The organism is Rhodosalinus sp. FB01 (assembly GCF_041365715.1).
Lineage (GTDB): Bacteria > Pseudomonadota > Alphaproteobacteria > Rhodobacterales > Rhodobacteraceae > Rhodosalinus.
Window position 1 is genome coordinate 28,981 of sequence record NZ_JBGFSH010000004.1, and the last position, 22,420, is coordinate 51,400.

At 69.6% G+C, this 22,420-nt stretch carries 21 protein-coding genes and 1 tRNA gene; 8 read left to right on the forward strand and 14 right to left on the reverse strand.

Going from position 1 to position 22,420, the window contains the following annotated elements; translation table 11 throughout:
• Window positions 1–90: 90 nt before the first annotated feature.
• A complete protein-coding gene (locus tag AB6A65_RS07115; protein ID WP_371037973.1) occupies window positions 91–315 on the forward strand; it encodes a sulfurtransferase TusA family protein in 225 nt (74 codons plus the stop codon).
• Window positions 316–324: 9 nt separating this feature from the next.
• On the opposite strand, the gene AB6A65_RS07120 is transcribed toward AB6A65_RS07115, so the two are convergent.
• The 7 genes from AB6A65_RS07120 to purC all read right to left on the reverse strand — a co-directional run bounded on the left by AB6A65_RS07120 (window position 325) and on the right by purC (window position 9,415).
• Entirely contained in the window at window positions 325–2,961 is a 2,637-nt protein-coding gene (locus tag AB6A65_RS07120) for a ribonuclease E/G (RefSeq protein ID WP_371037681.1), read from the reverse strand.
• 422 nt (window positions 2,962–3,383) lie between these two features.
• A complete protein-coding gene (locus AB6A65_RS07125) occupies window positions 3,384–4,718 on the reverse strand; it encodes a sigma-54-dependent transcriptional regulator (protein WP_371037682.1) in 1,335 nt (444 codons plus the stop codon).
• Between the two features lie 7 nt (window positions 4,719–4,725).
• On the reverse strand, window positions 4,726–6,489 hold the full coding sequence (locus AB6A65_RS07130) for an ATP-binding protein (protein ID WP_371037683.1): 1,764 nt from the start codon (window positions 6,487–6,489) through the stop codon (window positions 4,726–4,728).
• A gap of 36 nt (window positions 6,490–6,525) precedes the next feature.
• Window positions 6,526–7,194: a phosphoribosylformylglycinamidine synthase subunit PurQ gene (purQ, locus tag AB6A65_RS07135; protein ID WP_371037684.1), complete on the reverse strand. Its 669-nt coding sequence runs from the start codon at window positions 7,192–7,194 to the stop codon at window positions 6,526–6,528.
• Between the two features lie 11 nt (window positions 7,195–7,205).
• Window positions 7,206–8,249, reverse strand: coding sequence for an alcohol dehydrogenase catalytic domain-containing protein (locus AB6A65_RS07140; RefSeq protein WP_371037685.1), 1,044 nt, complete (start codon window positions 8,247–8,249; stop codon window positions 7,206–7,208).
• Window positions 8,249–8,479, reverse strand: a complete 231-nt coding sequence (gene purS / locus AB6A65_RS07145) for a phosphoribosylformylglycinamidine synthase subunit PurS (RefSeq protein WP_371037686.1) — start codon at window positions 8,477–8,479, stop codon at window positions 8,249–8,251. The genes AB6A65_RS07140 and purS overlap by 1 nt, the downstream gene beginning before the upstream one ends.
• Before the next feature lie 174 nt (window positions 8,480–8,653).
• Window positions 8,654–9,415 carry a phosphoribosylaminoimidazolesuccinocarboxamide synthase gene (gene purC / locus AB6A65_RS07150; protein WP_371037687.1) on the reverse strand — a complete coding sequence of 254 codons (762 nt, stop codon included), beginning with the start codon at window positions 9,413–9,415 and terminating at the stop codon, window positions 8,654–8,656.
• A gap of 156 nt (window positions 9,416–9,571) precedes the next feature.
• Between purC and AB6A65_RS07155 the strand changes: the two genes are divergently transcribed.
• Window positions 9,572–9,886, forward strand: coding sequence for a DUF1476 domain-containing protein (locus AB6A65_RS07155; protein WP_371037688.1), 315 nt, complete (start codon window positions 9,572–9,574; stop codon window positions 9,884–9,886).
• Between the two features lie 100 nt (window positions 9,887–9,986).
• Window positions 9,987–11,003, forward strand: a complete 1,017-nt coding sequence (gene bmt, locus AB6A65_RS07160) for a betaine--homocysteine S-methyltransferase (RefSeq protein WP_371037689.1) — start codon at window positions 9,987–9,989, stop codon at window positions 11,001–11,003.
• A gap of 42 nt (window positions 11,004–11,045) precedes the next feature.
• Here bmt and AB6A65_RS07165 read toward each other — a convergent pair whose 3' ends face one another.
• A complete protein-coding gene (locus tag AB6A65_RS07165; RefSeq protein WP_371037974.1) occupies window positions 11,046–12,137 on the reverse strand; it encodes a PA0069 family radical SAM protein in 1,092 nt (363 codons plus the stop codon).
• Between the two features lie 194 nt (window positions 12,138–12,331).
• Here AB6A65_RS07165 and AB6A65_RS07170 point away from each other — a divergent pair, with 194 nt between their 5' ends.
• Window positions 12,332–13,039 carry a corrinoid protein gene (locus AB6A65_RS07170; protein ID WP_371037690.1) on the forward strand — a complete coding sequence of 236 codons (708 nt, stop codon included), beginning with the start codon at window positions 12,332–12,334 and terminating at the stop codon, window positions 13,037–13,039.
• 122 nt (window positions 13,040–13,161) lie between these two features.
• On the forward strand, window positions 13,162–13,833 hold the full coding sequence (locus AB6A65_RS07175; RefSeq protein ID WP_371037691.1) for a DUF1638 domain-containing protein: 672 nt from the start codon (window positions 13,162–13,164) through the stop codon (window positions 13,831–13,833).
• A gap of 99 nt (window positions 13,834–13,932) precedes the next feature.
• Here the strand turns inward: AB6A65_RS07175 and AB6A65_RS07180 are convergent, their stop codons facing one another.
• Window positions 13,933–14,340 (reverse strand): SufE family protein, encoded by a 408-nt coding sequence (locus AB6A65_RS07180; RefSeq protein ID WP_371037692.1) that lies wholly within the window; start codon window positions 14,338–14,340, stop codon window positions 13,933–13,935.
• A 134-nt stretch (window positions 14,341–14,474) separates the two neighbouring features.
• Between AB6A65_RS07180 and AB6A65_RS07185 the strand changes: the two genes are divergently transcribed.
• Entirely contained in the window at window positions 14,475–14,969 is a 495-nt protein-coding gene (locus AB6A65_RS07185) for a hypothetical protein (protein ID WP_371037693.1), read from the forward strand.
• A gap of 9 nt (window positions 14,970–14,978) precedes the next feature.
• On the opposite strand, the gene rnd is transcribed toward AB6A65_RS07185, so the two are convergent.
• From rnd to AB6A65_RS07205, 4 genes are all read right to left on the reverse strand, one after another.
• Entirely contained in the window at window positions 14,979–16,145 is a 1,167-nt protein-coding gene (gene rnd / locus AB6A65_RS07190; RefSeq protein ID WP_371037694.1) for a ribonuclease D, read from the reverse strand.
• A 100-nt stretch (window positions 16,146–16,245) separates the two neighbouring features.
• Window positions 16,246–16,836 carry a phosphoribosylglycinamide formyltransferase gene (gene purN / locus AB6A65_RS07195; protein ID WP_371037695.1) on the reverse strand — a complete coding sequence of 197 codons (591 nt, stop codon included), beginning with the start codon at window positions 16,834–16,836 and terminating at the stop codon, window positions 16,246–16,248.
• Entirely contained in the window at window positions 16,833–17,876 is a 1,044-nt protein-coding gene (gene purM, locus AB6A65_RS07200; RefSeq protein ID WP_371037696.1) for a phosphoribosylformylglycinamidine cyclo-ligase, read from the reverse strand. The genes purN and purM overlap by 4 nt, the downstream gene beginning before the upstream one ends.
• A gap of 93 nt (window positions 17,877–17,969) precedes the next feature.
• Window positions 17,970–18,530: a peptide-methionine (R)-S-oxide reductase gene (locus AB6A65_RS07205; RefSeq protein ID WP_371037697.1), complete on the reverse strand. Its 561-nt coding sequence runs from the start codon at window positions 18,528–18,530 to the stop codon at window positions 17,970–17,972.
• A 339-nt stretch (window positions 18,531–18,869) separates the two neighbouring features.
• On the opposite strand from AB6A65_RS07205, the gene AB6A65_RS07210 reads away from it, so the two are divergent.
• Together AB6A65_RS07210 and AB6A65_RS07215 are read left to right on the forward strand one after the other, a co-directional pair.
• Window positions 18,870–19,223, forward strand: coding sequence for a hypothetical protein (locus AB6A65_RS07210; RefSeq protein WP_371037698.1), 354 nt, complete (start codon window positions 18,870–18,872; stop codon window positions 19,221–19,223).
• 119 nt (window positions 19,224–19,342) lie between these two features.
• Window positions 19,343–19,419: transfer RNA gene (locus AB6A65_RS07215), tRNA-Ile, on the forward strand.
• A gap of 99 nt (window positions 19,420–19,518) precedes the next feature.
• Here the strand turns inward: AB6A65_RS07215 and AB6A65_RS07220 are convergent.
• Window positions 19,519–22,245, reverse strand: coding sequence for a calcium-binding protein (locus AB6A65_RS07220; RefSeq protein WP_371037699.1), 2,727 nt, complete (start codon window positions 22,243–22,245; stop codon window positions 19,519–19,521).
• Between the last annotated feature and the right edge of the window lie 175 nt (window positions 22,246–22,420).

Consider the following 22,420-nt stretch of genomic DNA (forward strand, 5'->3'; position numbering starts at 1 on the left):
TCCTCACATAGGCGATCGGCGCGGGGCCGTCACCCTCTGGGGCCTCACATCCGCGTGGACAGAACGGCGCAGGCCGCCTATGCCACCGCCATGACCGAGGAGCTGGACGCCCGCGGGCTCAAATGCCCGCTTCCCGTGCTGAAACTGCGCAAGCGCCTCGCGGCGCTGCCGCCCGGTGCGCGCCTGCGCCTGCTTGCCGACGACCCCGTCGCTGTGGTGGACGTTCCGCATTTCTGCCGCGAAGCCGGGCACAGCCTGGAAGAGACCGCCGAGGCGGACGGGGCGCAAAGCTACCTCATCCGCCGCGGCGACTGACACAAGGGCTCAGCGCCCCAGCGACCACCAGCCGCGCCGCCGGGGCTTCGACCGGTCTTCCTCGGTCGTCTCCTCGGCGCCCACGGGTTCGGGCGTCTTGTCGTCCTCGCCCGGCTTCGGCGCGGGTTCGGCCGGCGTCTCCGCGGCGGGCGCGGGCGCCTCTTCGGCGGGGTCGGGCGTCTCGGCGGCCGCCGGGACGGGCTCACCGGCATCTTCCGCCGCAGGCGCGGGCGCCTCCGCCTCGGCAGGTGCGGGCGCCTCGTCCACGGGCGCGGGCGCGGGCGTTTCTTCCGCCGCAGCCGCGGGCGCCTCGGTTGCGGGCGTTCCTTCCGCCGCGGCTGCGGCCGCGGGCTCCTCCTGCGCAGGCTGGGCCTTGGGCTTTCCGCGCGAGCGGGTGCTGGGCTTGCGCCTGGGCTTGGCCGGCGCCTCCGCGGCGGCGGGTTCCTCCGCGGCCTCCCCGGCCGCGGGCGCGGCGCCGGATCCGGCCCCCGCCCCTGCGGCGCGCTTCTCCGCGGCCTCTTCACGAGGCTCGGTCGCGGGCTGTTCCCCGGCTTGCGGGGCCTCGCCCTCGCCCGATTTCGACGATTTGCGCTTGCGCCGGCGGCGGCGCTTCTTCTTGGGCTTCTCCTCGGACGCGGCCGGGGCTGGCGCCTCTTCGGGCGGCAGGTTGTCCGGGGCCGCCTCGTCTTCCTCGTCGATGGTGTCCATGAGCGAGGCGTTGGCCGAGACGACCGGCGCGGTGACCTCGGGGACCGTTCGGGTCGCCGTCTTGAGCTTCTCGACGGTGAAATCGGGGCTCACCAGCATCGGGTCGCCCTCGACGCGGACGGACAGGCCGTAGCGCGCCTCGATCTGTGCGACGTGCTCGCGCTTGTGGTTCATCAGGAAATTGGCGATGCCGACGGGGCATTTCACCACCACCTCGCGCGAGCGGCCGCGCACGCCCTCCTCCTCGATCTGGCGCAGGATCGACAGCGCAAGGCTGTCGTCCGACCGGATGAGGCCGGTGCCGTGGCAGGCCGGGCACGGCTGCGTCGTGGCCTCCAGCATGCCGGGACGCAGGCGCTGGCGGCTCATCTCCAGAAGACCGAAGCCCGAGATGCGGCCGACCTGGATGCGGGCGCGATCGGACTTCAGCTTTTCCTTGAGCTTCTTCTCCACGGCGGCGTTGTTCTTGCGCTCGTCCATGTCGATGAAGTCGATGACGATGAGCCCGGCGAGATCGCGCAGACGCAACTGTCGGGCGATCTCCTCGGCCGCCTCGAGATTGGTCTTGACGGCGGTCTCCTCGATCGAGCCTTCCTTGGTCGCCTTGCCCGAGTTCACGTCGATCGCGACCAGCGCCTCGGTCACGCCGATCACGATGTAGCCGCCGGAGCGCAGTTGCACGGTCGGGTTGAACATCGAGGCGAGGTAGCTTTCCACCTGGTAGCGCGCGAAGAGCGGAAGCGGATCCTGGTAGTGCTTCACGTTCTTGGCGTGCGACGGCATGATCATCTTCATGAAGCCCTTGGCGATGCGGTAGCCCGCCTCGCCCTCGACCAGGACCTCGTCGATCTCGCGGTTGTAGAGGTCGCGGATCGACCGCTTGATGAGGTCGCCCTCCTCGTAGATCTTCGCCGGGGCGATGGATTTGAGCGTAAGCTCGCGGATCTGCTCCCACAGGCGCTGCAGATACTCGTAATCGCGCTTGATCTCGGTCTTGGTGCGCTGCGCGCCCGCGGTGCGGATGATGAGCCCAGCCCCGGCCGGAAGCTCGATCCCCGAGGCGATCTCCTTGAGCTTCTTGCGATCGGCCACGTTGGTGATCTTGCGGCTGATGCCGCCGCCGCGGGCGGTGTTCGGCATGAGCACGCAATAGCGCCCCGCCAGGCTGAGATAGGTGGTCAGTGCCGCGCCCTTGTTGCCGCGCTCTTCCTTGACGACCTGGACCAGCATGATCTGCCGGACCTTGATCACTTCCTGGATCTTGTATTTCCGCGGGCGCGGCTTGCGCGGCGGGCGGATGTCCTCCTGGTCGTCGTCGTCGGACACCGCCTCGATGCTGTCGTCGCGTTCCGCGGCGTGATCGGCGGCCACGAAGGGCTCGTCGTCCTCGTCCCCGTCCGCAGCGGCGTGGCCGTTGTCACCGTTTTCCGGTTCCTCGACGGGCGTGTCCTCCACGCGCTCCATCGGAGAGCGGCCCTCTTCGTCCGCCTCCTCCGTTGCGGCCGACGCCTCGCCGGCTTGCGTCTCGACCGGTTCGGAGGCGATCACGGCGTCCTCGGCCTCGGTCTTGGCGGGCCGCGCGCCGCGACGGCGGCGCGTCGGCTTGGGCTTGTCCTCCTCGGCCTCGGCCTCGGCGCGCATCGCCTCGGCGTAGGCGCGCTCCTCCTCCATCAGCGCCTCGCGGTCGGCGACGGGGATCTGGTAGTAGTCGGGGTGGATTTCCGAGAAGGCCAGGAACCCGTGGCGATTGCCGCCGTAGTCCACGAATGCCGCCTGAAGCGACGGTTCGACCCGCGTCACCTTCGCAAGGTAGATGTTGCCCGCTAGCTGGCGCTTGTTCTCCGACTCGAAGTCGAATTCCTCGACCTTGTTTCCGTCCACCACCACGACGCGGGTCTCTTCCGCGTGGGTGGCGTCGATAAGCATCTTGTTTGCCATTTTATCCGTCTGCACGCAGCCGGCACGCCCCCCTGCAAGGAGCGGCGTGAGCGGCGGCCGTGTCTGGTCTGGGCGATGATCGCCGCGCTGACGGAGCAAGCCCCGGGGGCTTCGCTCTCATGATGTGCCTGTCGCGCGCGCGTCATCGCGTTTCTTCTCCGACATCCCGCTCGGGGACATCCGTTCAAAGCCCGGCGCGTCGAAGCGCGGCGCGGGCAATCCTTTGCTGGCCCGAGGGGCCGGTCGGTCTGCTCCGGAGCGCCGGGCCGGATGGCCCGCGACTGTCAGAAACAGCAAAACGTCTGGCGGCCGCCGCAGAAATTGCGTGATGCGGCCTGCCCGACACCATAAGAGGAGTGCGCCGGCAATGACAATGGAGAAAACGCGCGGGCGCGGCGCGCCGGGCCGGCCGGCCCGGCCTTTCACAGGTAATCCGCCCGCTGAAGCCCGTATTTCGCCATCTTCTCGTTGAGCGTGCGCCGCGGCAGCGACAGTTCCTCCATCACCGCCGCGATGGAGCCCTTGTGCCGGCGCATCGTGTTGTCGATGAGCATGCGCTCGAATGCCTCCACGTATTCCTTGAGCGGCTTGCCCTCGGTCGTCATCACCGGCTGCATGTCCTCGTGGTCGTTCATCAGGAGCGACGCGATGGAGCCCTGGCCCCGCCGCGCCTGCAGCACCGCGCGCTCGGCGAGGTTGATTAGCTGGCGCACGTTGCCGGGCCAGGGCGCCTGAAGAAGCTGCGCGGCCTCCTGCGCGGAGACCTCGGGCACCTCGCAGCCGTATTCCTCCGCGAACTGCTCGATGAGCCGGGTGAAGAGCGTCAGGATATCCTCGCCCCGCGCGCGCAGCGGCGGCACGGTGATCTTGAGCGCGGCCAGCCGGTAATAGAGGTCGGGCCGCAGCGCGTCCTCGCAGGTGCGCCCCTCGTCCTGCAGGTTCGAGATCGCCACGATCCGCGTCTCGGCGGGCTGGCCCTGGTCGTTGATCGCCGACAGAAGCCGCGCCTGCGCGGCCTCGGTCAGCGTCTCGATATCCTCCAGCACCAGCGTGCCGCCGCGCGCCTCCTCGAAGGCCGGCAGCCGCCCGTCCTCGGGCAGCATCGGGCCGAAGAGCCGCCGGATCAGCGCGCTTTCCTCGAAGGCCGCGCAGGGCACCAGCACGAATTTCTTTCCCGCCCGCGAGCCCACGGCATGAAGCGCGTGCGCCACCAGCGTCTTGCCGGTCCCGGTCTCGCCGTCGATCAGGACATGCCCGTCGGCCTGCCCGAGATCGAGGATATCCTCGCGCAGGCGCTCCATCGCCGGGCTGGAGCCGATGAGCTTCTTCATGATCTGCCCGCCATCGGCAAGCTCGCGGCGCAGCGCGCGCGCGTCCAGCGTCAGCCGGCGCGCGTTCGACGCGCGCTTCGCCAGCTCGGTCATCCGGTCGGGGTTGAAGGGCTTTTCGAGGAAGTCGAACGCGCCGAGGCGCATCGCCTCCACCGCCATCGGCACGTCGCCGTGGCCGGTGATCATGATGACCGGCAGCGCGCTGTCGGCGCCCATCAGCTTTCGCAGGAACTGCATGCCGTCCATGCCGGGCATCTTGATGTCGGTGATGACGATGCCGGGATAGTCCGGGCCGAGCGCCTTGAGCGCCTCCTCGGCCCCCGCGAAGGTCTCCGTGTCGTAGCCCGACAGCGCAAGCCACTGGCTGATCGACTGGCGCATGTCCCGCTCGTCGTCGATGATCGCGATCTTCATCGCCTTGGTCATGGCACGCTCACTCCGCGGCTCTTGGTTCTTCGGTCAGGACCGGCAACTGCATCTCGAACACTGCGCCGCCCGCCTCGGCGTTGCGCGCGGTCAGCCTGCCGCCGAGATCGGCGACGATGCCGGAGGAAATGGCAAGCCCCAGCCCGACGCCCTCGCCGGGCTGCTTCGTCGTGTAGAAGGGTTCGAAGAGCGCGTCGAGATCCTCGATGCCCGGGCCGTTGTCGCGCACGGTGAACACCGCGGTCTCGCCGCTGGCGAGAATGATGTCGATCTCGGGCGCCGCCTCCCCGCGGGTGGCGTCGATGGCGTTGCGCATGAGGTTGACCATCACCTGCTCGATCCGCACCCGGTCCCCCATGACGATGACCGGCTGGCGCGGCAGGACCCGGTTGATGCGGATATTGCCCTGCCTCAACTGCGGCTCCATCATCGACAGGACCGAGGCCAGCGCCTCGCCGAGATCGACCGGTGCGAGACCCTGGTCCCCCTTGCGGGCATAGGATTTCAGCTGCCGCGTGATCGCGCCCATCCGCTCGATCAGGTCGTCGATGCGGTGAAAGGCGGCCACCGCCTCGTCGGGCCGGTTGCGCCGCAGCAGAAGCCGCGCGCCGGCGAGATAGGTCTTCATCGCGGCGAGCGGCTGGTTGAGCTCGTGGCTGACCGCGGCCGACATCTCCCCCAGCGCGGCGAGCTTGGAGGACTGCGCCAGCGTCTGCTCGGCCACGGCGAGGGTCTCCTGCACGCGCTCGCGCTCGGCGATTTCCCGCTGAAGCCGCTGGTTGAGCGCGCGAAGTTCCGCCGACTCACGCTGGAACAGCGCCATGCGGAGCGCGGTCTTGCGCGACAGGAAGTAGAAGCTCAGCGCCAGCAGGATCGCGAAGCCCATGATCTCCAGCGCGAGAACGGCGTTCACCCGCTCGCGCACCGACGCGTAGGTGGTGAAGCTGGCCATGCGCCAGCCGCGGAACGGCAGGCGTGTCTCGGTGCGCATCACCGCCTGCCCGCCCAGGTAGGCGTCGGCGGGCAGCGCGGTCCAGTCGGCCGTGGCCTGGATCGCGCGCTCGATCGCGCTGTCGGGGGGCTCGCGCTCGAGCGCCGCGTCCTCGGTCAGCCCGCGCCAGCGCGGCTCGGTCGACAGGATGATGCTGCCCTCGCTGTCGGTGACCAGAACCGCGTCGGAGATGCCGGCCCAGGCGCGCTCGAACTTGGCGAGATCGACCTCGACCACGATCACGCCGAGCACGCCGCCCTGCCCCTCCACCCGGCGCGAGTACATGAACCGATAGCCGCCCGCCTCGCGCGGCAAGGTGGTGAAGACCGTGCCGGATGCGCGCAGCGCCTCCACGAAATAGGGCTCCGAGCGATGCGTCGCGCCCAGCTGGTTGCGGTCCGTCGCCGCCACCGTCCGCCCGTCGCGGTCCAGCAGAGTGAGCGATGCCGCGCCGATCTCGTCGACGAAGCCGATGAGCCGCTGGGTGGACTGACTGTAATCGCTCGAACTCAGCGCGTTGATGAGCGCGGGATCCCGCGCGAGAAGCTGCGGGACGATGGCGTTGCGCCGAAGCTCCGACAGAAGGTTGCCCGAGTAGAGCGCGAGCCGCAGTTCGGCACGGTTGCGCGTCGTCTCGGTGAACCGCTCGGTGAGCAGGTGGTTGGTCAGCCAGACGGTGATCGCCGCCAGGCCGAGCAGCAGAAGAAGCGCCAGGCGCACCTTCCACCCGATGGGCCCGGTCCGGCGACCGAGCGACGTCATGGGCACGAGCTTCGTCATGGGCCGAGATTACGGGGCGGGGCCCGGCCGCTCAAGTCAGGCCGCCGCGAGCGCGCCCACGAGCGACGCGAAGAGCGCCCGCCCGTCGGTGCCGCCATGGGCCGGGTCCACGGCGCGTTCGGGATGCGGCATCATGCCCATCACGCGGCGGTTCTCCGACAGGATGCCCGCGATGCCGCGCGCGGAACCGTTGGGGTCGTCGAGATAGGTGAAGGCGATGCGATCCTCCCCCGCAAGCCTGTCGAGCGTGGCCGCGTCGGCGGTGTAGTTGCCGTCGTGGTGGGCCACCGGCACGACGATCTCCTGCCCCGCGGCGTAGTCGCGGGTGAAATCGCTCTCGGTCGTGGCGACGCAAAGCCGCTCCGGCCGGCAGACGAACTTCAGGCCCGCGTTCCGCATGAGCGCGCCGGGCAGAAGCCCGGTCTCGGTCAGCACCTGGAAGCCGTTGCAGATGCCCAGCGCGTAGCCGCCCCGCCCCGCATGCTCGACCACGGCCCGGCAGATCGGCGCGTTGGCGGCGATGGCGCCGCAGCGCAGGTAATCGCCGAAGGAAAAGCCGCCGGGCAGCGCCACGAGGTCGATCCCCTGCGGCAGTTCGGTTTCCTTGTGCCAGACCATGCTCACCTGCGCGCCGCCGGCGGCGAGCGCCACGGCGAGGTCTCGGTCGCAGTTGGATCCGGGAAAGACGATGACGGCGGCGCGCATGGCGTGGTTCCTCAGCTGGCGAAATCGGTGATGACCGCGACCCCCGGCGGCGCGGGCTGGTCGAAGGCGGCAAGTTCCTCGGTGACGGAGGACAGCGCGATGTGCCGCGTGACGAGGGCCGAAAGATCGACGCGCCCCGCCTCGACGAGGCTCAGAAGCGACGGGTAGCGCCACGCCGGCATCCCCCGCGTGCCGTAAATCGCAAGCTGCCCGGAATAGACCGCGTCCATCGGCAGCGTCATGGCGACGTTGGCGCCGGCGGGCATCCCGACCAGCACCATCCGCCCCATCTTGCCCAGGCTCTTCAAGGCGCTTGCCGTGGTTTCCTCGATCCCGAGCGCCTCGACGGCGAGATCCGCGCCACCGCCGGTGATCTCGCGCACGGCGAGGGCCGCGTCCGTCTCGCGGGCGTCGACCACCGCCTCGGCGCCGAGGGCGCGGGCGAATTCCAGCTTCTCGGGGACCACGTCCACCACGATCACCCGCGCGCCGAGGGCGCGGCCCAGAAGCAGGGCCGAGATACCCACCCCGCCGCCGCCGAAGACGGCGAGCCATTCGCCGGGGCCGAGCGCGGCACGGCCTGTCAGCGCCTGCCAGGCGGTGGTGACCCGGCAGCCGAGCCCCGCGGCGAGATCGGGCGCCACGGCAGGCGGAAGCGCGGTGAGGTTGGCGTCGGCATGGGCCACGGCGACATATTCGGCGAAGGCGCCCGGCACGGTGAAGCCCGGCAGGACCTGGCGCGCACAGGTGGTCTGGCGGCCCGCCGCGCAGGCCGGGCAGGCGCCGCAGGCCAGGATGAAGGGCGCGATCGCGCGATCGCCCTCCCGCCAGCGGGTCACGCCGTCGCCCACCGCGACGACCTCGCCGCAGTATTCGTGCCCGGGAATGTGGGGCAGCGCGACGTCCGGGTCGGCGCCCGTCCAGACATGCCAGTCGGACCGGCAGACGCCGCAGGCAAGCACGCGCAGCACCACGCCGCCCGGGGGCGGCGCCGGATCGGCCTCCGCGACGATGTCGAGAGGCGCGCGCCAGCCGGTGAGCCGCGCCGCCCGCATCAGCCCATCTCGATGTCGTAGCGTTCGATCACGGTATTGGCGAGCAGCGCCTCGCACATCCGCTCGACGGTCTCGCGGTCGGTGCCGGGCGCGAGATCGAGTTCGATCACCTTGCCCTGGCGCACGCCCGTCACGCCCTCGAAGCCGAGGCTGCCCAGCGCATGGCGCACCGCCTCTCCCTGGGGGTCGAGCACGCCCTCCTTGAGCATGACATGCACCCGTGCCTTCATCGCGTCTCTCCCGTCTCGTTCGCCCCGGGCCCGTCGCGCCCGTCGTGCCGCCGCCCCCGGATCGCGCCGGCCCCCGCCCCGGTGACGCTCACCGCGGCGACGCGGCACGCGCCGGATCTCTGCCGAAGCGGGTCCTTGCGGTGAGAAGGGCCGAACATGCGCGCCGGGCCGGGGTCAGTTGATGAGGTGCGGTTTCGTCATCTGCCCGCCCTGCCTGGGCATCACGCCCAGCCGCCGGGCGACTTCCGTGTAGGCGTCCGACAGGTTCCCCAGATCACGGCGGAACACGTCCTTGTCGAGCTTCTCGCCGCTTTCCATGTCCCACAGCCGGCAGCTGTCGGGGCTGATCTCGTCGGCCACGATGAGGCGCTGGTAATCGCCCTCGTAGACGCGCCCGATCTCGATCTTGAAGTCCACCAGCCGGATGCCGACCGCCATCATCACCCCCGACAGGAAATCGTTCACCCGGAGCGCAAGCCGCACGATGTCGTCCATGTCCTGCTGCGAGGCCCACCCGAAGGCGTGGATGTGTTCCTCCGTCACCAGCGGGTCGCCCAGCTTGTCGTCCTTGTAGTAGTATTCGACGATGGGCTGCGGCAGCGGCGTGCCCTCCTCGATGCCGAGCCGCTTCGACATGGAGCCGGCGGCGAAGTTGCGCACCACCACCTCGAGGGGAATGATCTCGCAGGCCCTCACGAGCTGCTCGCGCATGTTGAGCCGCCGGATGAAATGGGTCGGCACGCCGACGTTGTTCAGCCCTGTCATGAAGAACTCGGACAGGCGGTTGTTGAGAACCCCCTTGCCCTCGATCACCTCGTGCTTCTCGGCGTTGAAGGCGGTCGCGTCGTCCTTGAAATACTGGACGAGCGTTCCGGGCTCGGGGCCTTCGTAGAGGATCTTCGCCTTGCCCTCGTAGATCTTCTTGCGGCGCGCCATGGGAATCCTTGCAGGTTGCGCCGAAAATGCGTTCCGGCGCCGATGCGCTCTCTTAGTGCATGGGGCCCCCGCCCGCAAGCCGCGCGACCCTTGCGGGCGAAGCCCCGGGCAGGCATATCTTGACCGAGCCCCGGACAGCCAAGGGAATCCCGAACCATGACCACCTTCAACGATCGCGAACGCGCCTTCGAGAACAAGTTCGCTCACGACGCCGAAATGCAGTTCAAGGCCGAGGCGCGGCGCAACAAGCTGCTCGCCTACTGGGCCGCGGAGCTTCTGGGCAAGTCGCCCGAGGAGGCAGCGGACTACGCCAAGGAGGTCATCAAGGCCGACTTCGAGGAGGCGGGCCACGAGGACGTGGTCCGCAAGGTCGCCGGGGATCTCGGCGACAAGGCCACGCCCGAAGAGGTGCGCGCCAAGATGGCCGAACTGCTCGCCGAGGCGAAGGCGCAGCTTCTCGAGGAACACTGACACCGCGCGCCCGGCTCATGCTTAACATGAGCCGTTTGCGTTTGCCCGGCCCGGCGCTTCCGTGACAGGAAGGCCGGGCCATTCGCATGGAACGATCCGCATGACCGACGCTCTCTCCCGCCTGCTCGACGCGCGCCCGTGGCTGCTGGCCGACGGCGCGACCGGCACGACCCTTTTCAACATGGGGCTGCAATCCGGCGACGCGCCCGAGCTTTGGAACGTGGACCATCCCGACCGGATCCGCGCGCTCTACTCCGGCGCCGTCGAGGCGGGCAGCGATCTCTTCCTCACGAACTCCTTCGGCGGCAACGCCTCGCGGCTGAAGCTGCATTCCGCGCAGGACCGCGTGTTCGAGTTGAACAGGGCCGCCGCCGAGATCGGCCGCGAGATCGCCGACAAGGCCGGGCGGCCGGTCGTGGTCGCGGGCTCGGTCGGGCCCACGGGCGACATCATGGAGCCCGTCGGCACGCTCACCCACGCCGACGCGGTGGAGATGTTCCACGAGCAGGCCGAGGGGCTGAAGGCCGGCGGCGCGGACGTGCTCTGGCTGGAGACGATCAGCGCGCCGGAGGAGTATCGCGCCGCCGCCGAGGCGTTCCAGAAGGCGGACATGCCCTGGTGCGGGACCATGAGCTTCGACACCGCGGGGCGTACGATGATGGGCGTGACCGCGCCGGACATGGTCGCGCTGGTGGAGGGCCTGCCCAACCCGCCCATCGCCTTCGGGGCGAATTGCGGGACCGGTGCGGCGGACCTGATGCGCACGGTGCTGGGCTTCATGGAGGCCGGCCCGAAACGGCCCGTGATCGCCAAGGGCAACGCCGGCATCCCGAAATACGTGGACGGCCACATCCACTACGACGGCACCCCGGCGCTGATGGCCGATTACGCGGTGCTCGCACGCGACGCGGGCGCGCGGATCATCGGCGGCTGCTGCGGTACCATGCCCGAGCATCTGGAACGGATGCGCGAGGCGCTGGAGACGCGCCCGAAAGGCCCCGTGCCCACGCTCGAGCAGATCACCGCGGCGCTTGGCGACTTCTCGTCCGCAAGCGACGGCACCGGCGAGGCCGAGCAGGGCGCGGCACCGCGCCGCCGTCGCCGCCGCCGGGGCTGAATGGCCGCGCGGCGCATCGAGCCCGGCCCGCCCTCGGCCCTGTCAGAAGAGCGAGGGCTGCGCCGGATCGCCCGATCCGGGCGGCGGTGCGAAGAGATCGGTGCGCAACTCCGGCAGCGCCTCGGCCAGCCCCTCGCGCCGGGAGGCCAGCGCGAAGCGCTGCGCCACGAGCGCGGCGTAGGGCCCCTCACCCCTCATGCGCCGGCCCCAGTCGGAGGCGTAGTCGCGCCCGCCATGCATCTCCCGCAGCCGCGCCATCACGCGCCCTGCGCGATCCGGGTAGTGCTCGGCCAGCCAGTCCCGCCAGAGCTCGGAAACCTCCCGGGGCAGGCGCAGCATGACCCAGCTCGCCGCGACGGCGCCCGCCTGCCGCGCGGCCGCGAGGATCGACTCGAGCTCGGGGTCGGTGAGGCCGGGCACGACCGGCGAGACCATGACGCGCACCGGGACGCCCGCCTCGGACAGGCGCCGGATCATGGCGAGGCGCCGCGCCGGCGCGGGCGCGCGCGGCTCCATCCGGCGGGCGAGGCCCGCATCGAGCGTTGTGAGCGAAATGCCCACCCGCACCAGCCCCCGCGCCGCGAGGCGCGCGAGGATGTCGATGTCGCGCTCCACCACCGTGCCCCGCGTCACCACACCCACCGGATGCGCGAAGCGGTCCAGAACCGCGAGGCAGGCGCGCGTGTGCCCGCGGTCGCGCTCGACGGGCTGGTAGGGGTCGGTCGCGGTGCCGAGGGCGATCGTCGCGGGCCGGTAGGACGGGCGGGAAAGCTCACGCTCCAGCGCCGCGGCGATACCGGGCCGCGCCACGAGCCGCGTCTCGAAATCGAGCCCGGGCGAGAGGCCGAGATAGGCGTGGGTGGGCCGCGCGAAGCAGTAGACGCAGCCATGTTCGCAGCCGCGATAGGGGTTGAGCGAGCGGTCGAAGGGGATGTCGGGAGAGGCGTTGCGCGTGATCGCGCGCCGCGTCGCCTCTTCGGTCACGACCGTGCGCAGGACCGGCGTCTCCTCGGCGATGTCCCAGCCGTCCTCCACCGCGACCCGCGCATGGCGCTCGAAGCGGCCCGCGCGGCAGCTCGCGGCGCCGCGGCCGGGGCGGCGGGCAGGATCGATCAGAGGCACGTCGCGCTCCATGGGGCGAGCGTAGAACACAAGCAGAACATTCGCAACGCTGCGCGCGGGCGCGCCCGCGCCGCTCACAAAGCGCGGCCGCGTCGGTGCAGGCGCGGCGCATGTCGCAATCCGCCAAGTGCGGCTGCGACGAATTGACCAAACAGCACGAAGCAATACCGCCGCGCCAGACTGCGGCGGCGTCAGGGGAACGCGACATGGCCGAAGAAGAAGACGACATCATCCTGTCCGAACTCGACGACGAGGAACTCGTCCAGCAGATGCACGACGACCTCTACGACGGTCTCAAGGACGAGATCGAGGAAAGCGTGAACATCCTGCTCGAGCGTGGCTGGCAGCCCTATGGCATCCTGACCGAGGCGCTCGTGGCCGGCATGACCATCGTGGGCAAGGACTTCCGCGACGGCATCCTTTTCGTGCCCGAGGTGCTTCTGGCCGCGAACGCGATGAAGGGCGGCATGGCGATCCTCAAGCCGCTGCTGGCCGAGACCGGCGCGCCGCGCATGGGCAAGATGGTGATCGGCACAGTGAAGGGCGACATCCACGACATCGGCAAGAACCTCGTCTCCATGATGATGGAGGGAGCGGGCTTCGAGGTGGTGGATCTCGGGATCAACAACCCGGTGGAGAACTACCTCGAGGCGCTGGAGGCCGAACAGCCCGACATCCTCGGCATGTCGGCCCTGCTGACGACCACCATGCCCTACATGAAGGTCGTGATCGACACGATGGTCGAGAAGGGCATCCGGGACGACTACATCGTGCTCGTGGGCGGCGCGCCGCTGAACGAGGAATTCGGCCGCGCGATCGGGGCGGATGCCTATTGCCGCGACGCCGCCGTGGCGGTCGAGACGGCCAAGGACTTCGTCCTGCGCAAGCACAACCAGATGACCGCGGGCGCCTGATACGCTCCTGTCTTTCGCTGCCGGCGCGCGCCCCCCAAGGGGCGCGCCGGCCTTGGCCCGCGCGGCTTGGCGGGGCGGGGCGGCACCTTCCCGCGGGCCGGCAGGCAGACTAGGTTCAGCCCATGACGCCCGAGACGCCCGCCACCCTGCCTGACGACGCCACGCTCACCCGCGAGGGGCGGAGGACCGTGCCCGCGCGGGCGGGGCGGGTGCTGCTGATCGCCTGCGGCGCCCTCGCGCGCGAGATCCTGGACCTCAAGGCCGCGAATGGCTGGGAGCACCTGGAGCTGCACTGCCTGCCGGCGATCCTGCACACTCACCCCGACCGCATCCCCGAGGCGGTGCGCGAGGCGGTCGCCCGCCACGGGAACGGTTTCGCACGGATCTGCGTGGTCTATGCCGATTGCGGTACCGGCGGCCATCTCGCGGCGGTCTGCGAGGAGCTCGGCGTGGAGATGGTCGCGGGGCCGCACTGCTACAGCTTCTTCGAGGGCAACCGCGCCTTCGCGACCCGCGCCGAGACGGAATTCACCGCCTTCTATCTCACCGATTTCCTCGTCCGGCAGTTCGACGCCTTCGTCTGGGAACCGCTCGGTCTCGACCGCCACCCGGAATTGCGCGACAGCTATTTCGGCCATTACGAAAAGCTCGTCTACCAGGCGCAGACCGACGATCCGGCGCTGACCGACCGCGCCCGCGACTGCGCCGTGCGGCTCGGGCTGCCGTTCGAACGCCGGTTGACGGGATACGGCGACCTGGAGGGAACGCTCGCCCACTGGGCGCGGCAGGGCTGACGGGCGGCGCGTCCGGGGCGGCTGCGGCGCCGCGCGACAGTCCCACGGCAGCCCGGCACGCTCCAGGACTGCGCGGGGCTTTGCCGTGCGCGGTGCCCCTTACATCCCGGCCGCGCTTTCGCGGATGCGCTCGATCATGGCGCGCAGCCCGTTCGAGCGCTGCGCCGAAAGATGATCGTTCAGTTCCAGCCGCGCCAGTTCCGCCCGCGCATCGACGGCGGGCACCTCGTCCACGGGCAACCCGTTGTAGAGTTGCCGCAGCACCGCGATCAGCCCGCGCACGATCAGCGCGTCGCTGTCGCCGTCGAAATAGAACCGGCCCTCCTCGGCCCTGGGATGCAGCCAGACCTGGCTCGCGCAGCCGTCGACCTTGGTGGCCGGCACCTTGAGCGCCGGGTCGAGCGGATCCATCGCCTTGCCCTGCTCGATCACGTAGCGATACCGGTCCTCCCAATCGTCGAGGAACTCGAAATCCGCCACGATGTCCTCGAAGGCCCCACTCGCCATCGCCTGATCCCCTGCATGTGCCATCACTCGTGACCTAGGCGCGCCGGGCGGGCGGGTCCAGCCCCGCCTTGCCGCTTTTCAAGCCCGCGACGATGCGCTACTCGGAGGGAAAGGCGGGAAAAGGGGCAGTGTCCATGCGCAGATCGGTGACCGTGCTCGTGCTGGCGGCGACCCTCCTGGCGGGCTGTGCGACCGTGCGCGAGTCGCGCCTCAACCCGTTCAACTGGTTCGGCCGCTCCGTCCCCGTCGAGGCCGCGGGCGACACCAACCCGCTGATCCCGCAGCGGCGCGCCTTCGCCCGTCCCGAGGACGTCTATCGCGGCGTGCCGATCGACCAGATCACCGAGCTTCGCGTGGAGCCGATGCCGGGCGGCGCCATCGTGACGGCCACCGGCCTCGCCGCGCGCCAGGGCCCCTACGAGGTGCGGCTCGTGCCCCTCGGCGATCCCGACCGCGCGGATCTGCGTGCCTACAGTTTCAACGTGATCTATCCCGCCTACCGCACCGCGGTGGGTCCGGCCCGCTCGCGCGAGGTGACGGTGGCAACGTTCCTCTCGGACGGAGAGCTCGAGACCGTGCGAATGATCCGCGTGCAGGGCGCGCGCAACGCGCGCGAGTCGCGGCGCTGAAGGACCGGCTCAGCCCTCGGGCAGGTCCACCACGGCCACGTTGCGCCCCTTCGCGGCCAGCGCGATGCCCCCCTCGCAAAGCCGCAGCGCGTCGGCGCCGAACACCTCGCGCCGCCATCCCCTGAGCGCGGCCACGTCGCGCGCGCCGCCCGCGAGCGCGTCGAGATCGGCGGCCGAGGCGATGAGTTTCGACGCGACGCCCGCCTGCTCGGTCTTGGCCTTCAGAAGCACCCGAAGCAGATCGGCCAGTGCCGGATTGGCCTGCAGCTTGTCGCGTCCGCGCTCGGGCTGCGGCAAATCCTGCTGGGGGCATTCCAGACCCACGCGGACGGCCGTCAGGATCCCCTCGGCGATCTCGCCCTTGCGCGCCTCGCGCAAGAGCAGGCGCGCGCGCGACAGCTCCTGCTGGTCGCGCGGCTTGGTCGAGGCAAGCTCCAGCAGCGCGTCGTCCTTGAAGACGCGCGAGCGCGGGATGTCGCGCGATTGCGCGTAGCCTTCGCGAAAGCGGGCAAGCTCGCGCACCACGGCAAGGAAGCGGGGCGAGTCGTTCCGCGTCTTGATGCGCTTCCACGCATCCGAGGGGTGCAGCTCGTAGGTGGCCGGATCGGTGAGCGTCGAAAGCTCCTCCTCGACCCAGCCGGTGCGGCCGGTCTCCTTCAGTCGCCGCGCCAGATGCTCGTAGATCTGGCGCAGATGGGTCACGTCGGCCAGCGCGTAGGTTTTCTGCGCGTCGGTGAGCGGGCGGCGCGACCAGTCGGTGAAGCGCGAGGACTTGTCGAGCGGCGCCTTTGCGATCTTGCGCACCAGCGTCTCGTAGCCCACCTGCTCGCCGAAGCCGCAGACCATCGCGGCGACCTGCGTGTCGAAGAGCGGCTTCGGGATCACGCCCGCATCCACGTAGAAGATCTCCAGATCCTGCCGCGCGGCATGAAAGACCTTCACCGTGCCCTCGTGGCGGAAAAGCTCGTAGAGCGGCGCGAGCTCCAGATCGCCCGCGATCGGATCCACCAGCACCGCGTCGGCGTCGTCCTCGCCGGGCATGGCGAGCTGCACGAGGCAAAGCTTCGAGTAATAGGTCCGCTCGCGCAGGAACTCCGTGTCGACGGTCACGTAGGGGCGCGTCATCGCCTCGCGGCAGAAGGCGGTCAGCTCTTCGGTGTTGGTCAGTGTGCGCATGAAACCCTGTCGCTTGAAACCTTCGCTCGTGGCCTGCCCGTCCTCGCGAGCGGGCGGCCGGGTGGTCGTAAGCCATGGCGGCGCGGATGAAAAGCGCCGCTCACAGCAGACGTACCGGCGTCGTGTCGCCGGCCGCGAAACGCCGAAGCACCGCGGGATAAAGGCGATGCTCGGCCGCCAGAACCCGCGTGGCCAGCGTGCCGGGGGTGTCGTCAGGCTCCACCGGTACCCGCGCCTGCCCGAGGATCGGGCCGTCGTCGAGCGCGGCCGTGACCTCGTGCACGGTGCAGCCATGCGCCTCGTCGCCCGCGGCGAGCGCGCGGGCATGCGTGTCGAGCCCGCGGTATTTCGGCAGAAGCGAGGGGTGGATGTTGAGGATCCGCCCGGCCCAACGGCCCACGAAGCCTTCGCTCAGCACGCGCATGAAGCCCGCGAGGCAAAGAATGTCGGGCCGGGCCGGGGCGAGCGCGGCGTCGAGCGCGGCCTCGAAGCTCTCGCGGTCGGGAAACCGCGTGTGATCCACCACCGCCGTGGGCACGCCGAGCGCCTCGGCCCGCGCGAGCCCGCCCGCGCCGGGGCGGTTCGACAGGACCAGCACGGGGCGGGCGGGATGATCGCCCGCCATGCTTTCCACGAGGCGCACCATGTTGGAGCCGCCGCCCGAGATCAGGATGGCGACCCGCCGCGTCACCCGAGCGCGCCCCGGTAGCCGACCCCCTGCCCCGCGGTGACCCGGCCGATCCGGTGCACGGTCTCGCCCTCGGCGCGCAGCAGCGCGGCCAGCGCGTCGGCCCGGTCGGGCGCGACCACCGCCACCATGCCGATACCGCAGTTGAAGCTGCGCAGCATCTCGGCGCCGTCCACGCCGCCCTCGGTCATGATCCAGCCGAAGACCGGCGGCAGCGCCCAGGCGGCCAGATCGATCTCGGCGCCGAGCCCCTCGGGCAGGACGCGCGGCAGGTTCTCGGTGAGCCCGCCCCCGGTGATGTGGGCGAGTGCCCGAACGCCGCCCGCGCGCCGCGCCGCGAGCGCGGGTTTGACGTAAAGCCGCGTGGGGGTGAGAAGCGCCGCGCCGAGCGATCCCGCGCCCCAGGGGCACGGCGCGTCCCACGCGAGTCCCGCGCGCTCGGCCACCAGGCGCACGAGCGAGAAGCCGTTCGAATGCACGCCGTCCGAGGCGAGGCCCAGCAGCACGTCGCCCTCCGAGACGCCCGACGGAAGCGCCTGACCGCGTTCCATGGCGCCCACGGCGAAGCCCGCGAGGTCGAAATCGCCCGCCCCGTACATGCCCGGCATCTCCGCCGTCTCGCCGCCGATGAGCGCCGCGCCCGACCGCGCGCACCCTTCCGCGATCCCCTCGATCACGTCGGCCGCCCCATCGGGCTCGAGCCGCCCGGTCGCGAAATAGTCGAGAAAGAAGAGCGGTTCCGCCCCCTGGCAGACGAGGTCGTTCACGCACATCGCCACGAGATCGACCCCCACGCCCGCGAGCGTGCCGGTGTCGATGGCGATGCGCAGCTTGGTGCCGACCCCGTCGGTCGCAGCCACGAGGACCGGGTCCGCGTAGCCCGCCGCCTTGAGGTCGAAGAGCGCGCCGAACCCGCCGAGCCCGGCCATGACGCCCGGCCGCGCGGTGCGCGCGGCGGCGGGCTTGATCCGCTCCACCAGCGCCTCGCCGGCGTCGATATCGACGCCCGACCGGGCGTAGGTCAGTCCGTTCTTCTGGGTCATCGGCTGTGCTCCGGGCGGCTCGCGGGTGTGCGAGGGCGTATCCCAACGCTCCGGACCCCGCAACTCCCGCGGCCGCGCCATTCACTCGCCCGGTCAGGCGTCTTTCGGCTCGAAGACGAGGCTCGTGCCGTTGATGCAGTGCAGCACCTGCCCCTCGACCAGCAGGATATGGCCAAGATGGCTTCCGCAGCGGCGGCAATGCGCCTCGATCTCGGGTTTGGCGACCGGCTCGTCCTGCGATGTTCCGGCGCTCATGTCCGTAACCTGCACCTCGAAATACTGGATCCCGGTGAGGACGGCGTTGGGCTCGCTGTGGCGGAAGAAGACCCAGCCCTTGTCGAGCGGTTCCTTGTACCGCGCGTCGTAGGCGGGCAGGTCGCACCCCCGGCAGCGGTAAAGGCCGGCGCGGCCTTCCGTCACCAATGGGCTCGTGTGCGGGCGCTCGGTGACTTCCTCGCGCAGAACGCGGAATTCCGTGTCGTCGAGCATGGCGCGCCACTCGGCCTCGCTGCGCTGGATCTCGAAGGTGAAGCCGTCGCCGGCGGTGGCGGCATCCGCGGAACGCGGCCGGCCGGCCGCCAGCGTCGCGGCCGTCGCCGCCGCGGATCCCAGAAAACTGCGGCGGCCCAGCCTGGCGTGATGTGCGTCGGTCATGGCATCTGTCTCCCTCTTGCGTGTCCGGACAGGCTACACCCGCCGCCCGCTCACACGCGACGAAACCCGTCGTGAGCCGGACGCGCGCCGCGCGCACGCCGCCGTGCGCAAGGCTGCGGTGACTCGTCGCGGCCCTGTAGGGTGGTCGTGAACGCCGCCGGCAAGCCGCGCGTCGCGGACCAGGGCGCGCCCGGACACCGAGACCGTGAAAGGCCATGATCGCAGGCGCAACGCGCCGCTCACAGGACGTTCACCCGTGATCCTCGCAAGGTGTTTTGTGCGTGAACGGCCCGTGGACCTAGCGTCATCCCTGCCTGAACATCAACGAAGGAGGGCAACATGAAACTGAACCTGAAAACCGTCATCTCCGGCCTCGTCGCCGCGAGCGCACTTTCCACTTTTGCCGTCGCTCAGGGCAGCGGCGACATGGAAAGCAACATGCAGGAGGGCGACTACCGCATCGAGATCATGGCCAAGGGCGACGCGCCGGTGGGCTATCGCATCTTCGCGGACGGCAACATCGTCCAGCTGCACGAATGCGGCATCGGCATGGAGGACTCGGTCTACGACAACAACGCCGCCGGGACCGTGTTCGACGGGCGCGACTGCTTCCAGGTGAGCGGGACCCTGCGCAACATCCAGGTGACCGACCGCGCGAACGCGACCATCCTCGTGAACGGCGAGGAAGTGTAAGGCCCCGGGCTCCAGCGGGGCGCGGCGGCACCGCCGCCGCGCCCTGCCCCGCCCCGCACGCGGCCCCACCGCCGGGCGGACTTGACCTGACCACCCGCCCCTGCCAATCAGATCGCGGCGGGCCTGTAGCTCAATCGGTTAGAGCAGAGCGCTCATAACGCTTTGGTTGGGGGTTCGAGTCCCTCCGGGCCTACCAGTCCTCTCGAGACATGCGCTGGCATCACGCGACACCCCCGGCGTGCAAACGGCCGGGCGCGGGTCGCGCCCGGCCGTCGCCGGTTTCGGATCCTCTTGGTCAGGCGATGATCAGATCGTCTGCCAGATCCACGGTGGTGCCGAGGCCGAGAAGCGTTACCGTGTCGCCTCCGCCGAAATCGAACACCACATCCGCTCCCGACAAGCTCGCGAAAGTGGCGACCACGCTCGCCGCATCGGTCTCGCCGCCCGTAAGCGTCGAAGACAGGAACATCCGGTCCTCTCCGATCACGAAGTCCGCGACGCGGTCGGCACCTATTCCGGTCTCGTTGAAAATGAAGAGATCGGTGTTGCCGCCCCCCAGCAGGTAGTCGTCTCCGGCATCGCCGCGAAGCCGGTCGGCGCCGTTGCCCCCGTTGAGAACGTCATTGCCGACGCCTCCGACCAACTGGTCGTTGCCGCCTCCCCCGATCAAGCGATCGTTTCCGGCATTGCCGAACATCACCGAGCCTCCGGAGCCGTCAAGCAGGGTGTCTGCTCCCGTGCCGCCATACATCTCGTTACGTTCCGTGCCGCCGGACGCGACAAGCGTATCGTCGCCCGCATCACCGACAAACCGGTTGGCCCCGGACCCGTCCACCAGACGGTCGTTGCCCTCGCCGCCATTCAGGATGTCGTCGCCGGAGCCACCATCGAGCGTGTCGTCGCCGCCGAGGCCGATCAGCACGTCGTCGTCGTCGCCGCCGTCGATGACGTCGTTGCCGTCACCCCCGTTGAGAACGTCGTCGCCCGCGCCGCCGTCGATCGTGTCGTCGCCGCCCAGACCCTGAACGCTGTCGTTGCCGCCAAGCGCGAGGATCTCGTCGGCGTTCTCGGTGCCCAGGAGATCGTCGTCGCCTTCCGTTCCGGTGATGACGCCCGGCGGTGCCGTTGGAACATCATAGTTCGCGAGCAGGAAGTCCTCGATCGCGAGGGCCTCGTCCACGCCGTTGAGCGTCGCGACATCGGTGCCGTCGATGCTGACCGTGAGGTTGCCGGCATCCACGGTCTGCGTCACCAGCGTGTCGAAGGTCACGTCGTCCACGCCGTGATTGATCAGCCCGAGGATGTCCGTGCCGACCTCGAAGTCATTGATCGTGCTCGCCACGAGGCTGGCCAATGCGGTGGCGTAGCCCACCACGAAAAGATCGGTCCCCGTGTCGCCGGTGAAGGTGTTGCCGCCGCGGCCAGCGAGGTGATCGTCCCCCGCGGTCCCGGTCACCGTCTCGCCGGCCGCCGCGATATCGATCTCCTCGTAGTCCATGAGGAGTTCGGTGCTGTAGAGCGTCGCGGGCTTGATGTCGCCCTTGACGTAGAAGGAAACGTCGAAGTTGTCGGTCAGGTTGAGACCGTTTTCAGACACTTCGCCGGCGTTGTTCATCCATCCGGCGCTGATCGACAGCGGCGACACCGGGAACTCCCAGTCGAGCAGGTTGAGAACCGTCTGCGTTTCCGCGCCCGTCTCGTACTTGATCTCGTCCTGCCGCGGCGGCGGGGGCGAGCTGGGATCGGTCGTCACCTCCACGCCCGGCAGATCCTGCCCGTACTTGTTGGGCTTGAGCCGCCAGCGCGGGCCGGTGTCGTAATCCGTTTCCGTCTCGTTCAGCACCGGCTCGAAGGGCTCCCGGTCCATCGTGGTGTACCAGGCGTTGGTGAAGCCCTCGGCCCCGTCGTTCGCGCCGATCGCGGCGATGTCGCTGGCCGCCCACTGGTCCGCGAGCAACTGGTCCTTCAGGATCGTGCCGGCGGGATAGAGCGTGCCGTCGCCCGCGTAGTAGTCGTCGGTCGAGACCCAGACCTCGCGCGGCCCCTGCCCGTCGAGATTGTAGTCCGGAACGCTCTCGTAGGTCGGCAGCGTGCCGATCGCCGACTCGTTCTCGTAATCCTCGGGCCGGACCTGGTCGTTGGGGTTGTTGGTGATCGTGTGATGGGTCACCAGCTCGGCCGAGGTGATCCGGTAGAGCGGCATCACGTCGGGATCTTCCGCGGTCGGCGTCTTCCACTCGTCCGGCAGCGGCATTTCCACCTCGAGGCGGATGTCGTTGGGACGCTTCACCATGTTGCCCCACCGGTAGAGGAGCTTGCCGTCGTCCTTCAGCGTCACGGAGTAGTCCGTGCTCACGGCGATGTCCGCGGCGATGGTGGTCTCGTTCGGAGCGAGCACGTCCTTGATGTCCTCGACGCCGTCGCCGTTCACGTCGCCCACGATCGGGATCACGTCGGCGACGAACTGCCCGTCATAGGTGCCCCCGACGATCACGAGGTTGTCGTCCAGCGGATATTCGGCATCCGGGTCGCCCGGATAGCGCTGGTCCGACAGGATGTTCTGCATCACGATATAATGCTCGGTGGAGGCTTTCACCGAGTTGCCGCCGAGGCCGGCGAGCCAGGTGCCGAGAAGCGCCGGGGCCTTGAACTCGTCCGTCGGTGCGTCCGACAGCACAAGGCCTATCTGTTCGCCGCCGTCGCCGAGCAGATCGCCCGCGAAGCCCTCTTCGTATTCGGGGTTGAGGACGAAATCCTTCTGCACGGCGCCGTCGAAATCGGTGACGAGGAAGCCGAACTCGCTGTTGATCGGGTAAAGGCTAACACCGTCGTTGGTGACCTTCGGATCGGCGGTGAAGTCGATGACCGGGGTTTCGCCCGGCGGCACGTCACCCTGCGTGAGCCCGTCGAAGGTGCCGGTGACATCATTGGTGCTGAAGACGTGGACCACGCTGTAGTCCGGCGTCGTGTTCAAAGGTTGGTCGAAATCCTGAACATTCTCGGGATTGATCGGTGTAGCCATTCTTCCCTCCACTCCAAAACCATTGGCGAACAATAAAGTGCCGACGTCGCAATCACATCCGGGACCAGACGACTCGCTTCCGCGCGCTCACTCCGCCATGGAAAACGCTAGGCGCGGCCCGGTGGGGGGGCATTGATAGATATCAACGTGACGCCAGCACCGGCACGGGATCGTA